Below are 15,095 nucleotides of genomic sequence, written 5' to 3'. Positions count from 1 at the left end.
ATTCCGTGGCTCCCCGTGATTATGCCTTATTTGGGGATTCGCCCCCAATCTTGAGTCTCAAACTTTTTTCCGACGGCGGTATTTCATGACGCCCATCGTGGCGAGGCCGAGGAGCATGAGCGCGTAGGTGCCGGGTTCGGGAACGGGGGTGAAGGTGATGGCGAGATCGTTGCCGATTTGTTCGATATTAAAATCACCGAGGCCCGCGAGCTTGGGGTTGTAGGCGAGAAGAGCGTCGGCGTTGATATTAAAGTAATCGGGGTCAAAGCCGGTGAGGCTTTGGTTGCGGGAGAGGATCGTCCATGTGTAGGACTGGGTGTAATCGAAGTCGAGCAGGGGGCCGAAGCCGTTGCTGTTTACCGAGTAGAGGTTGATGACGATGGGGACGAGCCGGTTGCCCAGAATGTCGATGTTATTCCATGCGCAGAGCCTGTCGCTGCTGGTGGCGGTGAGGTCGACGTGCCAGATGGCGCCGGCCTCGAGTGTGAGGCTGGTGCCGGGGGAATGAAAATGGATTTCGCCTATCCGCCCGAAGCCGCCGGGAACGAGGTTTGCGCCGGTGCTGAGCGTGATGTGCGAGAGGTAGTTGCCGTAGCCGGTGATGGTGGAGCCGGGGTCGAGCACGACGGGGTTGTAAAGCGACACCGACGCACTGGAACCGAGATTGAGCGTGGCGCCGGATGAGACGGAAACGGTGCCGGAGGTGGCGCCGAGGGCATTGTTGGTGTTGACAAACAGCGTTCCGCCGAGGACGCGCGTGCCTCCGCTGTAGGAGTTGGAGGCGGCGATTTCGACAGTGCCTTGGTTGTCCAAGCCGGCCTTGCCTATGACAACGGTGTTCACTTGCGAGGTCGAACCGCCGAGCTGGGAGGAAATTTTCAGATAGCCGTCGTCAAGCGCCGCCAGATAAAGCGCGTCGTAGCCGCCTCCTGCGGTGAGCGTGGGCGTGATGAGGCCGGTGAGGTTGATGTTGCTTGTGGTGCCGATGTAGTAGGGCGTGGTTTGCTCGGTTCTGCCAAGCAGGGAAAGGTCGATGGTGTCGGAAACGGTGCGGGTGGTCGAGGAATCGACGCTGTCTATGCCCACGATGGCGTTGGGGTCGGTGATGGCGTTGATGCTCTGGAGGAATTCCGCGAAGCTGGTGGCAAAGTTTTCCGTGTATCCCAGGTAGGCTTCCGATGAAAGTGTGTATGTTTGCGGGGACTTTTCATCCATGCCTTCCTTGCGTCCGGTCAAAATAACTTTGCCGGTGCCGCGAATGTCGAGCGGAACGACGGTGGTGGCGTCGGCGACGGGGTTGCTGATGTAAAGTTTTCCCGGCCCGTCAACTTGCAAGGTGCCGCCAGCAATCTGCACGCCGTGGAGTGTCACATCCCCGGAACCCAGCGTGATGCCATCGACCAGTCCGATGTTTATCCCATTGCCCGAGAAGGTGTAAGGTGTGGAGTTAAGGAAGACGAGCGCTTTGAGGCGAATCTTGCTGGCGTCGAAATTGATCGTGCCCGCGCCCTCCTCGGTCAGATACACGGTTTCCGTGCCGTTGTTGGCCGAGGGGATTTTTCTGAAGGTCCAGTTGAGAGGATTGTCGTAATTGCCGTCGCCGGCGGCGCCTGTCCACGTGTAATCGGCGGCGGTCAATGTGACTGCGGCTAGAAATGATAAGGCGATGAGCAGGCGTTTCACTGGGCGGGATTGTTAGATAAAGTAATTTGCATTTGCAAGCTGATAGCTGGTGCGCGCGAGATTTTTTTGGAAACCAATTCCCGTGCAGATAAATGTAAAAAACGACGCGTTGTGGTCGCAAGATCAAAACAGGGGGTGGACGACCTCGAAGAGGATCAGAATGCGCGGAAAAAGGGAATTTATGACCACAAATAGGCCATTGCCGCGAATGGCGCGTTTGCATGAGGCGCGCTTGCTGCAATACGGCCCGCCAAATGAACGCCGCGATGCAACCATGGCTCGGGGCAAACCTTGGGGCTCGGTTTTTTGGTGGCCCGATTGTTGTTTCTTGCGGAACCCCAAGGAAGCGGGTAGGGGGTTTACTTCTTTTTCATGTCACAAAACATCGTCACTTTTCACTACACATTGCGCGACGCCTCGGGAAACATGATCGACATGTCGGTCGGCGGCGAACCGGTAAGCTACATGGAGGGCGCCGGGCAGATCATCGACGGGCTGGAGGCTCAGCTCAGCGGGCTGTCCGCCGGAACCAAAACCACCGTCAACGTCCCCTCCGCCCAGGCTTACGGCGCGCGCGACGAATCGCTCCTGCACAAGGTCAACCGCTCCATGCTCCCCGTCGAGGGCGAGATAAGCGTCGGCGACCAGTTCCGCACCGCCCCCGATCCGCGCGCGCCCGTCGTCACCGTGTCCGCCGTCGAGGGCGACGAGATCACGCTCGACGCCAATCATCCGCTCGCGGGCGTGGACCTGACGTTTCACGTCGAGATCGTCGCCGTGCGCGAGGCGACCGCCGGGGAAATCGAGCAACTGGCAAACGCGCGTCGCTGCGGCTGCGGCAAACAGCGCGGCAGTTGCAAGGACGGCGATTGCGATTGCGAAAACGGCGACTGCGAAGGCTGCTGAAATTTTACTAAAAACACATGACCACGGATTACACGGATATACACGGATGCGGACTCCGGCGCTTTTGCATTTATCCGTGTTAATCCGTGTAATCCGTGGTTAAAAAATTCAGGAAAATTAAATTTGGAGTAACACCTTAATCTTAAATCATCCTCATCCCATGAACGTTCTCGGCATCGACATCGGCGGATCGGCGGTCAAAGGCGCGCCGGTTGACACTCGCACTGGAAAACTCCTCGCGGAGCGTTATCGCATCGAAACACCCGACAAGGTTTCGCCGCAACGACTCGGCGAAATCATCGCGGAAATCGCGAAACATTTTCGCTGGCGCGGACGCATCGGCGCGGGTTTTCCCGGCGTCGCGCAGGGCCCGATGATTCGCACCTCGGCCAATCTCCACAAAAAATTCATCGACTGCGACCTCGTCGCCGTCATCGAAAAAGCCACGAAGTGCCGCGTGAGCGTCATCAACGACGCCGACGCCGCCGGCGTGGCCGAAATGCGCTTCGGCGCGGGTCGCGGCGAGAAGGGCGCGGTGCTTTTGCTGACGCTCGGCACGGGCATCGGCTCGGCGCTGTTCTGGCGCGGCGTGTTGCAGCCGAACACGGAGCTGGGGCATTTGCCGATTCGCGGGAAATCCGCCGAAAAATTCGTCGCCGCCTCCGCGCGAAAACAGCGCGACCTTTCCTGGAAGGAGTGGGGCACGCAGCTCGGCGACTACGTGCGCGTTCTCGAAAAGTTGCTCTGGCCCGAGCTGATCATCATCGGCGGCGGCGTGAGCGACAAGCACGACAAATATTTCAAATACATGAAAACCCGCGCGCGCCTCGTGCCCGCGGAATTTTTCAACGACGCCGGCATCGTCGGCGCGGCGCTCGCGGGCACGGGCAAAATCTGACGCAACGATTTCCGCGGTGTGTGCACGGCCTGCCGCGCGCCGCCAAAAAAATAATTGTAACTTCTCCCGCCGCCGGGGTGTTTGGAAAGCACGCCTCGTTCTTTCATCCCCTCATTCCTGCACTCCCTTTTCCGTTCCAAGCCAATGTCATCCCCCGCATCTCCCTCGTCCTCCGCACCCAACCAGACCGTCACCCGCCCAAGCGCAACGCGCCCGCGCCGCAAATCGCGCAAGGGGCTGCTTCTTCTTGTCAGCGGCCTCGTTGTCGTCGGCCTCGTCATCGCCGCCGTCGCCGCGGGCAAGCGCGGCCCGAAGGCGCAGCGCGTGACCGTCGAGCCGGCGATCATCAAAACAATCACGCAAATCGTCTCGGCCACCGGAAAAATACAGCCCGAGACCGAGGTGAAAATTTCCCCCGAAGTCGCCGGCGAAATCCTTGAGCTGCCGTTTCGCGAGGGCGCGTATGTGAAAAAAGGCGACCTGCTCGCGCAAATAAAAGCCGACAACTACCGCTTCCAAGTCGAGCAACGCGAAGCCGCGCTCGCCTCCGCGCGCGCCTCCGCCGCCGACGCGCAAGTGCAGCTCATCAAAACCGAGGACGACCTCAAGCGCGCCGAGGGCCTCTACAAAACAAACCTCATTTCCGAATCCGACTTCATCGCCACGAAAGCCCTCCACGACCGCGCCCGCGCCAACCTCGACGCCGCCAACGCCTCCATCAACAGCTCCGAGGGCCTGCTCAACCAGGCCAAGGACCAGCTCGACAAAACCACCATCTACTCGCCCATCGACGGCACCATCAGCTCGCGCACCTCGGAAGTCGGCGAGCGCGTCGTCGGCACGGGACAATTCGCCGGCACCGAAATGATGCGCGTCGCCGACCTCACCAACATGGAAGTGCGCGTGGACATCAACGAAAACGACATCGTCAACGTGAAGGTTGGCGACAAGGCCCGCGTCACCATCGACGCCTTTCCCGGTCGCAAGTTCGACGCCGTCGTGAAGGAAATCGGCTCCGCCGCCAAGACCACCGGCAGCAACACGCAGGAGGAAGTCACCAACTTTCAGGTGAAAATCCGCATCCTCGACAAGGACATCCCCATCCGCCCCGGCATGAGCGCCAACGCCGACGTCGAGACGCAAACCGTCGAAAACGTCGTCGCCGTGCCCATCCAGTCCGTCACCGTCCGCTCGCGCGAAGGCAGCAAAACCATGGACCAGCTCGCCGCCGACCGCGCCAGGAAAAGCTCCGAGACAAAAGGCGAGGGCGCCGCCACCGCGGTCAACACCCGCGACAAGCGCCTCTCCGAGCGCAACGACCGCGAGTCGCTCGACCGCGTCGTGTTTGTTCTCGAAGGCGCGAAGGTTAAAATGGTGCCCGTCGAAACCGGCATCGCCGACACCACGCACATGGAAATCAAAACCGGCGTGAAGGAAGGCGACAAAATCGTCTCGGGCAGCTACGCCGCCATCACCCGCATCCTCCGCGACGGCATGGACGTGGTGGAGGACGCGCGGAAGCCGGGCAAGAAGTAATGCGGTGCCGCCTTAAACAATGAGCCTGTTTATTATTTTCGATTCTCGATTTTCGATTTTCGATTGCGCGCTTCCGCGCGTGCCCGAAATCGAAAGCGGAGCGGCAGCTCCCAATCGAAAATCGTTTCGAGCGACAGCGACAGTCTGCCAAATCGAAAATCGAAAATTTTCCCAATGACCTTCGCCCCCCACGAATCTCCCAACGCCGCCACGCCAATCCCCCCCGCGCGCGAATACCGTCCGCCCGGCTCGCTCGTCATCGAAATCGAAGGCGTCACGAAACTCTACCACATGGGCACCGAGACGATCCACGCGCTGCGCGGCGTCGCCCTCAAAATCCATCGCAACGAATACCTCGCCATCATGGGCCCGTCCGGCAGCGGAAAATCGACGCTCATGAACATGCTTGGCTGCCTCGACACGCCGACCGCCGGACTCTACGAATTCAACCGGAAAAACGTCGCCCACATGGTGGACGACGAGCTCGCCGCGATCCGCAACCAGGAAATCGGCTTCGTCTTCCAAACCTTCAACCTGCTCGCCCGCTCGACCGCGCTGCACAACGTCGAGCTCCCGCTCATCTACGCCGGCGTGCCGCGCCACGACCGCCTCGAACGCGCCCGCGCCGCGCTTGAGCACGTCGGCCTCGCCGACCGCATGAACCACAAGCCCAACGAGCTCTCCGGCGGACAGCGCCAGCGCGTTGCCATCGCGCGCGCCCTTGTGAACACCCCCTCGATCATCCTCGCCGACGAGCCGACGGGAAATCTCGATTCGCGCACCGGCGAGGAAATCATGGCCCTTTTCGAGGACCTCTACAAACAAGGCAACACGCTCATCGTGGTCACCCACGAGGAAGACATCGCCAGGCACGCGCGGAGAATAGTGAGGTTGCGAGACGGACTTATTGAAACGGATGAAATGAACCGATGACAGACTGTTTAATTTTCGATTCTCGATTTTCGATTGGGCGCTACCGCGCCATATTTGAATATTAACCCCAAAAAACATCATGACTGAAAACGAACTCAAACAACGCACCAAAAAATTCGCGCTTCGGGTTTTGAAAGTAGTGGACTCACTTCCAAACACGCACTCGGGACGTGTGATCGCAAACCAACTCGGGCGATCCGGCACATCGGTTGGCGCAAATTATCGGGCTGTTTGCCGTTCCCGATCGTCCGCCGAAATGATTTCTAAACTTTCCGTCGTCGAGGAAGAGGCCGATGAGTCGGGATTCTGGTTGGAAATCACCGCCGAACACGGAGTCATGCCCTCAAAAAAACTAGCTCCGTTGCAAAAAGAAGCCGGCGAACTCGTCGCCATTATGGTCGCATCGCGCAAAACACTCCTCCGAAAGCCAAAATCGGCGCGGTAGCGCCCAATCGAAAATCGAGAATCGAAAATCGAAAATTCAAAGCGCCATGCGCCGTTTTTTCCACGAACTCACCGAATCGCTCCGCATCGCGGCGGCGCAGATTCGCGCGAACAAAATGCGTTCGCTGCTCACCGCGCTCGGCGTCATCATCGGCATCGTCTCGGTCACGCTCATGGGAACCGCCATCAACGGCATCGGCGCGAAAGTCGAAAGCTCCCTCTCCGGCTTCGGCGACGACGTGCTCTACATCACCAAATGGCCGTGGCGCGACGTGGACGACTGGTGGAGCTACCGCAACCGCCCGCGCCTCCGCGTCGAGCACGCCCAGCGCATCAACGACTGGATCTCCGTGCAACACGACGCCCCGATCAAACTCGCCGTGCCCGTGGCCAGCGCCAACAGCACCGTGATCCGCGGCGACTACCGGGTGACCGGCATCTACACGCTCGGCACCGTCTCCGATTACGCGCGCATCGTGCGCACCGACATGAAGGAAGGCCGCTTCTTCAACGAAGTCGAATCGCGCGGCGGGCGCAACGTCGTCGTCATCGGCTTCGACGTCGCCGACGCGCTCTTCCCCAACGGCAGCCCGGTCGGCCAGACACTGCGCATCCGCAGCCAGCAATACACCGTCATCGGCGTCGCCGAGCGGCAGGGCAGCTTTCTCGGACTGTTCAGTTTCGACTCGATGGTCCTCATGCCCATCAACGCCTTTCGCCGCAACTTCTGGATCGGCAACAATGTCGAAATCCGCGTGCAAGTGGACCAAACCCGCATGGACGACGCGCGCGAGGAATTGCGCGGCCTCATGCGCCGCATCCGCCAGCTCCCGCCCGAGGCGAAGGACAATTTCGACATCAACGAGCAAAAAGTAATCCGCGAACAACTCGACCCCATGATGCGCAGCATCACCCTGGCCGGCCTCTTTATCACGGGACTCTCGCTCTTTGTCGGCGCCATCGGCATCGCGAACATCACCTTTGTCAGCGTGAAAGAACGCACGAAAGAAATCGGCACGCGCAAGGCCCTCGGCGCGCGCCGCGGCACCATCCTCATGCAATTCCTGATCGAGGCCGTGAGCATCAGCGTCATCGGCGGCATCATCGGCCTCACCATCGCGTGGAGCATTTGCAAGGCCATCGCCATCATGTTCCCCGCGTTCCCGCCCGTGTTTTCCCTGACGCTCCTGTTCATCGGCTTCGGCCTCTCGCTCGCCGTCGGCGTCCTGAGCGGATTCATCCCGGCGCTCGGCGCCAGCAAACTCGACCCCGTTGTCGCCCTCCGTTACGAATGATCCTCGTCGAAATACTCCGCCTCGCCTTCTCCTCGCTGCGCGCCAACAAAGTCCGCAGCGGCCTCACCATTTTCGCAATGGCCATCGGCGTGTTCTCGATCATCGGCGCGATGACAATCATGGACGGCGTGCGCAACGAAATCGAATCCGGCCTCAGCCAGCTCGGCTCCAACAGCTTTCAAATCCAGAAATATCCCGCGATCTCCTTTGGCGACGGCTGGCGGCAATTTCGCAACCGCCGCGACATCACCTATCCCATGGCCGACCGCTTCAAGAACGCCATGGGCGACGAGGCCAGGGTGAGCATGCGCCTCGCGCGCGGCGGCCTCGTTGCCAAATACAAGGACCGCAAAACCAACCCCAGCCTCCGCCTCATCGGCACCGACGAAAACTACCTGACCGCCTACAACTACACCATCGCCGACGGCCGCAACCTCAGCCCCGAGGACGTCGCGCTCGGCCGCCCCGTGTGTGTGATGGGCAGCGAAATCGTCGAGAAACTTTTCCCCAACGAACGCGCGGTCGGCGCGCTCGTGCGCATCGGCAACCAAAACTACACGGTCATCGGCGTCACCGCCGCGAAAGGCTCCTCGCTCGGCCAAAGCCAGGACGCGTTTGTCATCACGCCGATCACGCGCTGGCTGATGGTCTACGGACGCGCCTGGCGCTCGATCAGCCTCAACGTGCAATCGCACTCGCAGGAGGACCTCGAAGCCGTGCAGGACCGCGCCATCGGCGTGATGCGCCTCGTGCGCCAACTCAAGCCGGAGGACCCGAACGACTTTGAAGTTTTTTCCAACGAATCGCTCATCGACGCCTTTAACAAAATCGCGGGCGTGGTGGCGATCGGCGCGTTTGTGATTAGCGGCATCGCGCTCGTGACGGCCGGCATCGGCGTGATGAACATCATGCTCGTGAGCGTGACCGAGCGCACGAAGGAAATAGGCATTCGCAAAAGCATCGGCGCGAAAAAAATAAACATCCTCGCGCAATTCCTGATCGAGTCGGTGACGCTTTCGCTCAGCGGCGCGATGATCGGCGTGATTGTCGGCTACCTGATCGGCGTTGCGGGCGGATTGCTGCTTGGCTTCAACGTCGTGTTCCCGGTCATCTGGGCGGTGGTCGGCATGATCGTGTGCGGCCTGATCGGCGTGATCTTCGGCATGTATCCCGCCTGGAAAGCCGCCTCGCTCGACCCCATCGAAGCGCTGCGCTACGAGTGATTTTCACACCGAAAAACCAGTTTAAGTCGGAACGGCGAATGCGTCCCTAAAAACGATCTCCCTCGACACAAACCGTCGCGCGGCGCACTCTACTGGCATGGCGAAACCGGCACATCTCACACTCTGCTCCTTTTGCGGTAAACCGCGATCCGAGGTGCGCAATCTGCTGACCGGGCCCGGCGTTTTTATCTGCGAAAAGTGCGTGCATGTCTGCCAGCTTTTTATTGATCGCGGGGCCAACCCGCCGCCCGGGATTTTTGCCGCCACAGCCGCGGAAATTGCCGCCGCGCTTCCTCCCGTTCCCGCGCCGCCTCCGCCCAAGCTCATCAAGCCCGCCGTGATCAAGCGCGAGCTCGACGAATACGTCATCGGCCAGGAGCACGCCAAAAAAGTTCTCTCCGTCGCCGTTTACAATCACTACAAACGCATCCAGCCCGCGTCCGGGCAACTCACGCCCGCCCTCAACGCCGTCGAAATCGAAAAGAGCAATATCCTGCTCATGGGGCCGACCGGCTCCGGAAAAACATTTCTCGCCCGCACGCTCGCCCGCATTCTTGACGTGCCCTTCGCCATCGCCGACGCCACCACGCTCACCGAGGCGGGTTATGTGGGCGACGACGTGGAAAACGTCGTGCACCGCCTCCTCAAGGCCGCCAACTACGACGTGAAAAAAGCCGAGCGCGGCATCATCTACATCGACGAGATCGACAAAATCGGACGCAAGTCCGAGAGCGCCTCGATCACGCGCGATGTTTCCGGCGAGGGCGTGCAGCAGGCGCTTCTCAAAATCCTCGAGGGCACCCTTTGCGCCGTGCCGCCCCAGGGCGGACGCAAGCATCCGGGGATGGAAAACATTTACGTCAACACGACCAACATTCTCTTCATTTGCGGCGGCGCCTTTGTCGGTCTCGACCAGATCGTGCGCCGTCGCATCGCGGGCGCGGATGTCGTGGGCTACTCGGCAATCAAGCAACAAAAGGAAACCGGCGACACGCCAAGCCAGGTCATGCGGCAAATCATTCCCGACGATCTTGTGCGTTTCGGCATGATCCCCGAATTTGTGGGACGCCTTCCCGTAGTTTCCGCGCTGAACCCGCTGGACGAGCAGGACCTCGAGCACATCCTTCTCGACACCAAAAACGCCATCATTCACCAATACGCGAAACTCTTCGCGATGGACGGCGTGACGCTGCGTTTCTCCCGTGACGCCGTGAAAGCCCTGGCGCGCAAGGCGCTCGAACTCAAGACCGGCGCGCGCGCCCTCCGTTCGATCATGGAAACACTCATGCTCGATGTGATGTTCGAAATTCCGCAACGCGACGACATCGCCGAAGTGCTCATCGCCGCCGCGGTCGTTTCAGGCAAACGCCGCCCGCAACTCAAGCGCCGTTCCGCCGCCGCGCCCGCCCGTTCAAAACGCGCCGCGTAGCGAAAAAGGCGCCGGGAGTCTGAGGCCGATTTTTCCAGGGTTCGTTTTCACCATTCACCATTTTTCTTCATTCACACATGTCTTCGCCATCACCCAAACCGCTCACGATCTGGTGCAACGCAAAATTTTCCGACGATGTCGCGCGTCAACTTGGGGAAGGGGTGGGCGCGCTTGGGCACCGGCTTGTGTTCTCCGCATTTTCATCCGCCTCCGTTCTCGACGCCGGCAAGCCCGACCCGGCTCTCGACGATGCCGACATCGCGCTCGGCCAGCCGGATGTGGCGCAGTGCATGTCGCTGCCCGCGCTGCGCTGGATCGAGGTCACCACGGCCGGCTACACGCGTTACGACCGCGAGGATTTTCAAGACGCGATCCGCGCCCGCGCCGGCGCGTTCACAAACGCGTCGCAAGTTTTTGCCGAGCCGTGCGCGCAGCATGTGCTCGCCATGATGCTCGCGTTTGCGCGCCAGTTGCTCCCTTCGCATCGCGACCAGTTGACCGACCAGTCGTGGCACTATTCCGAGCGTCGTTATGATTCGCGCCTCCTCAACGGCGAGACCGTGTTCATGCTCGGTTACGGAACGATCGCGCGCCGCCTCACGGAGTTGCTCGCGCCCTTCGGCATGCGGATCGTCGCCGTCCGCCGTCGCGCCATCAGCGAGCCCGGCGTGCACATCATTCCCGAGGATCGCGTCAGCGCCGCGCTCGCCGGGGCCGATCACATCGTGAATCTTCTCTCCGACAACGAAACCACGCGCAACTACGTCAACGCCCGCCGACTCTCCTGCTGCAAACCCGGCGCCAAGTTTTATAACATCGGGCGCGGCACGACGGTCGATCACCGCGCGCTCGTCGAGGCGCTCGAATCGGGCAGGCTTGCCGCCGCCTACCTCGACGTTTTCGAGACCGAGCCGCTGCCGCCCGCCGATCCGCTTTGGACGGCGCGCAATTGTTACATCACCCCGCACACCGCCGGAGGACGCCGCGACCAGGACGCCGCCATCGTGCGTCACTTTCTGGAAAATCTTGCCGCGTGGACACGCCAAAAGGGCGGGGGCATGATCGACCGCATTGTATAGGTGAATAAAAAAACAGGGCGGCACTTGAAGAAAGTGGCGCGGAGAATCTTGCGTGTGCCGTGAATAATGGGTTTTGCTTCACGCAAACAGGAATGAATGCCTGTGCCACCCTTTGCAAAAACAGCCCATAAAACACCATATGAAAAAGAATATTACCCTAATCGCCCTTGTCGCGGCGTTCTCATGTTTGTCGTTTGTCGCCAGGGGCGATTCCGTTGGCGTGACCGCGCAAACCGAATCGTCGGCGACCGAAGGCAATCGCGGTGAAATCCGCGCCCCCGCGCTGGCGCCCATGACATTTGATTCCTTTATAAACCCGAACTGGGAGGGCTGGAAGGACAGGGCCATCGCCTACGGCATGAAGTCGGGCAAAGTGCCGCTGCCGTTCATGTTCAACGCAACAATCTCGACCGATTCGACACTCGTCGTGCGCGGCGAAAACACCTTCAAAAAGCGCTGGGGACTGCACGTCTTCGAGGGCTACGCCAAGGACTGCCGCTCGCGCATAACGATGATCCTGAACAAGCACATCGAGGAGGGGCTGCCGGTCGCCGAAATGTATTATTACGCCGCCGGCTACGGGCAGGGGCTCAAGGCCTACAACTGGTTCAGGATCGGTTCCGACGTGCCCTATCACAGTTTTCTTTTTGGCCGCGACCGGGCGATTTTTTATGGAAACGTGGAGATGCAAAACCTGTTTAGCCTCGCCAGCATCGGGACTGGTGATTTGCGCGACACCTTTCCCACCAAGGCCGAGCGCGCCGCCATCGCCGAGGAGTTCAACAAAACCCATTCGCGCGCCGACTATGAAAACGACGCGGATTACAGGCACGCGCGCAGCGGCGAGGCCTACAAGGAGGAGCTAAAGTGGGTGAAAAAAGAGGCCATCAAAAAGGCTCCCGACGGCTCAATCTTCTACGACACCGACATCGGCGCAGTCGTGGTGAAAGTCCGCGGCAAATGGATGAAAATGCCCCTGGAATCCTTGGGCGACGACTATCCGCACAATGCTGTGACGAGTGGCAATTGAATCATGTGCCCCGTGTGTTGACCCGCACGGGGCGTGATGGATTTTGGTGCTGATAGGTTATATTGTCCGGCGGGAGTGACGGCGTGGTTTTGCGGTGATCTCCAGCTTTTGACAAAAGTCGTTTGAAATGCATGTTGGGTGCATCGGGCATATCCGCCGTGGATATTTTCCTTGAGCAACAGAGTCCGCACCCAAGAGTCATTCGCACTTATTACCGTGAGCAAAAAATCCACCGACAAAACAGCCGCCGCCGCGAAAAAGACGACGTCCGCCGCCAAGACGGGCGGAGCAAACGCGGCCCCCGCCGCCGCGCCAAAACCCGCAGCGTCCGGCCCCAATCCCTCGCACTCCTCGCCCGTCAACACCGCGCTTTCCGCCGACGAGAAGGTTGAGCTTTACCGCAAACTCGTCCGCATCCGCCGCTTCGAGGAGCGTTCGCTTCGCGCGTATCAGGCGAAAAAAATCGGCGGGTTTCTCCACCTCTACATCGGGCAGGAGGCGGTCGCGGTCGGTTGCTGTTCGCTCATGGGCAAGGACGACCACGTGATCACCGCCTACCGCGACCACGGCCACGCCATCGCCGTCGGCATGGACACGAAGGCGCTCATGGCCGAGCTCTACGGCAAGGTCACCGGCTGCTCGAAAGGGAAGGGCGGCTCGATGCACTACTTCGATCCGGCGCGCAATTTCTGGGGCGGCCACGGCATCGTCGGCGGCCAGGTTCCGCTCGGCGCCGGCCTCGCCTACGCGCTCAAATACAAGGGGCTCAAGGGCGCCGCGATGGCGTTCATGGGCGACGGCGCGGTGAACCAGGGCGCCGTCCACGAAGCCTACAACCTCGCCTCGCTCTGGAGCCTGCCGGTCGTTTTTGTCATTGAAAACAACGGCTACTCGATGGGCACCTCGCAGGCGCGCTCCTCCGCCGGCGAACTCGCCACGCGCGCCGCCGGTTACGACATGAAATGGGAGATCATCGACGGCCACGACCTCTACGATGTCCGCGCAAAAATGGAGCCGCTCCTCCGCCGCGCGCGCGAGGAATCGAAACCCGCGCTCGTCGAGATCATGACGTATCGCTATCGCGGCCACTCCGTCGCCGACCCCGACAAAACCTACCGCAGCAAAACCGAAATCGAGGATTACCAGCGCACAAAAGACCCGATCAACCTCTTCCGCGCGATCCTCCAATCCGAGGGCGCGCTCACCGACGAGCTCATCGAGAAAATCGACACCGAGGCCCGCTCCGAGGCCGATTTCGCCGCCGACTTTGCCGAGGCCAGTCCCTTCCCGACTCCCGAAGACATCCAGAAGGACGTTTATTGGGAAGCCGACAATCCGTCTCAGCGCACGAGCGGAGGAAGATTGTTCTTTAATTAGAATCCACTCAATTCACCACGGAGACACGGAGAAACACGGAGCCAAAACAGAGAAAACCGTGGAAGAAAAACTCTTCCGAACTCCGTGCTCCTCCGTGTCTCCGTGGTGAACCAAATCACTTTCAAAAACTAAAATCACCTTCACCACACCATGCCTTTAATCACTTACCGCGAAGCGCTCCGCCACGCTATGGCCGAGGAACTCACGCGCGACGAAAACGTCGTCATTCTCGGCGAGGAAGTCGGCCAGTTCCACGGCGCCTACAAGGTCACCGAGGGTCTCCTCGAAAAGTTCGGCCCCAAGCGCATCGTCGACACGCCCATCTCCGAAGCCGGCTTCATCGGCCTCGGCGTCGGCGCGTCCATGCTCGGCGTGCGCCCCGTCATGGAGCTGATGTTCTGGTCGTTCTACTCGGTCGCGTTTGACCAAATCCTCAACAACGCAGCCAACATCCGCTACATGAGCGGCGGGCAAATCAACTGCCCCATTGTCATCCGCGGCCCGGCGAACGGCGGCACCAACGTCGGCGCGACCCATTCGCACACGCCCGAAAACATCCTCGCTCACCACCCCGGCGTGAAAGTCGTCGTGCCCTCCACGCCCTACGACGCGAAAGGCCTCCTCAAATCCGCCATCCGCGACAACGACCCCGTCTTTGTCCTCGAAAACACCATCCTCTACGGACTCGAGGGCGAAGTCCCCTCCGAGGAATACCTGATCCCGCTCGGCCATGCCGACGTGAAACGCGCCGGCACCGACCTGACCATCGTCACCTACGGACGCCCCGTGATCCAGTCGCTCGCCGCCGCGCAACAACTCCAGCAAGAGCACAACCTCTCCGTCGAAATCGTCGATCTGCGCACCATCCGCCCGCTCGACATCGACACCGTGCTCGCCTCCGTGCGCAAAACGCACCGCGTCCTCATCGTCGAGGAGCAGCGCCCCTTCTGCGGCGTCGGCGCGCAACTCGCCTACATGATCCAAAACGAAGCCTTCGACGAACTCGACGCGCCCATCCAGCGCCTCGGCACCGTGGACGCGCCCGCAATCTACAGCCCGCCCGCCGAAATCGAGCAACTGCCCAACTCCCAACGTATTCTCAAGGCCGCGCTCGCCACCATGGGTTCATGAGCAGTGGTGAAAAAACACAAACGTCTCATGCCATTGACCTACCTTGGGTGACGGCAAATAACGCGCACAAACCGACACAATGCGCGCACTATAAATACCTCGCCTCATCATTCTTAACCCTTAAACATTAA

Annotated in this window: 13 protein-coding genes; 12 read left to right on the top strand and 1 reads right to left on the bottom strand. The window is 60.4% G+C overall.

What is annotated here, in order from left to right:
• Positions 1 to 57: 57 nt before the first annotated feature.
• A complete protein-coding gene (locus M2447_RS00325) occupies positions 58 to 1,683 on the bottom strand; it encodes a PEP-CTERM sorting domain-containing protein (RefSeq protein WP_277509669.1) in 1,626 nt (541 codons plus the stop codon).
• 372 nt (positions 1,684 to 2,055) lie between these two features.
• On the opposite strand from M2447_RS00325, the gene M2447_RS00320 reads away from it, so the two are divergent.
• From M2447_RS00320 to M2447_RS00265, 12 genes are all read left to right on the top strand, one after another.
• Entirely contained in the window at positions 2,056 to 2,589 is a 534-nt protein-coding gene (locus tag M2447_RS00320) for a peptidylprolyl isomerase (RefSeq protein ID WP_277556836.1), read from the top strand.
• A gap of 160 nt (positions 2,590 to 2,749) precedes the next feature.
• Entirely contained in the window at positions 2,750 to 3,487 is a 738-nt protein-coding gene (locus M2447_RS00315) for an ROK family protein (protein ID WP_277509671.1), read from the top strand.
• A 144-nt stretch (positions 3,488 to 3,631) separates the two neighbouring features.
• The gene (locus M2447_RS00310) at positions 3,632 to 5,023 is read left to right on the top strand and encodes an efflux RND transporter periplasmic adaptor subunit (RefSeq protein WP_277556835.1); all 1,392 of its coding nucleotides are present in this window, start codon (positions 3,632 to 3,634) and stop codon (positions 5,021 to 5,023) included.
• A 291-nt stretch (positions 5,024 to 5,314) separates the two neighbouring features.
• A complete protein-coding gene (locus M2447_RS00305; protein ID WP_343215357.1) occupies positions 5,315 to 5,956 on the top strand; it encodes an ABC transporter ATP-binding protein in 642 nt (213 codons plus the stop codon).
• A 79-nt stretch (positions 5,957 to 6,035) separates the two neighbouring features.
• Entirely contained in the window at positions 6,036 to 6,401 is a 366-nt protein-coding gene (locus M2447_RS00300) for a four helix bundle protein (protein WP_277556833.1), read from the top strand.
• A 46-nt stretch (positions 6,402 to 6,447) separates the two neighbouring features.
• Entirely contained in the window at positions 6,448 to 7,695 is a 1,248-nt protein-coding gene (locus M2447_RS00295) for an ABC transporter permease (RefSeq protein WP_277556831.1), read from the top strand.
• Positions 7,692 to 8,918, top strand: a complete 1,227-nt coding sequence (locus M2447_RS00290; RefSeq protein ID WP_277556830.1) for an ABC transporter permease — start codon at positions 7,692 to 7,694, stop codon at positions 8,916 to 8,918. Before M2447_RS00295 ends, M2447_RS00290 begins: the two co-directional genes overlap by 4 nt.
• Positions 8,919 to 9,015: 97 nt before the next feature.
• A complete protein-coding gene (gene clpX / locus M2447_RS00285) occupies positions 9,016 to 10,347 on the top strand; it encodes an ATP-dependent Clp protease ATP-binding subunit ClpX (RefSeq protein WP_277556828.1) in 1,332 nt (443 codons plus the stop codon).
• Between the two features lie 77 nt (positions 10,348 to 10,424).
• Positions 10,425 to 11,426, top strand: a complete 1,002-nt coding sequence (locus tag M2447_RS00280; RefSeq protein ID WP_277556826.1) for a D-2-hydroxyacid dehydrogenase — start codon at positions 10,425 to 10,427, stop codon at positions 11,424 to 11,426.
• Between the two features lie 139 nt (positions 11,427 to 11,565).
• A complete protein-coding gene (locus tag M2447_RS00275; RefSeq protein ID WP_277556824.1) occupies positions 11,566 to 12,456 on the top strand; it encodes a hypothetical protein in 891 nt (296 codons plus the stop codon).
• Positions 12,457 to 12,672: 216 nt separating this feature from the next.
• On the top strand, positions 12,673 to 13,833 hold the full coding sequence (gene pdhA / locus M2447_RS00270; protein WP_192881144.1) for a pyruvate dehydrogenase (acetyl-transferring) E1 component subunit alpha: 1,161 nt from the start codon (positions 12,673 to 12,675) through the stop codon (positions 13,831 to 13,833).
• Positions 13,834 to 13,983: 150 nt separating this feature from the next.
• Positions 13,984 to 14,964 (top strand): alpha-ketoacid dehydrogenase subunit beta, encoded by a 981-nt coding sequence (locus tag M2447_RS00265; RefSeq protein WP_277556822.1) that lies wholly within the window; start codon positions 13,984 to 13,986, stop codon positions 14,962 to 14,964.
• Positions 14,965 to 15,095 lie beyond the last annotated feature (131 nt).

The sequence above is a fragment of the Ereboglobus sp. PH5-10 genome (assembly GCF_029504735.1).
Lineage (GTDB): Bacteria > Verrucomicrobiota > Verrucomicrobiia > Opitutales > Opitutaceae > Ereboglobus.
The sequence above is the reverse complement of the archived record's forward strand: the minus strand, read 5'-3'. Positions and strand labels throughout refer to the sequence as shown.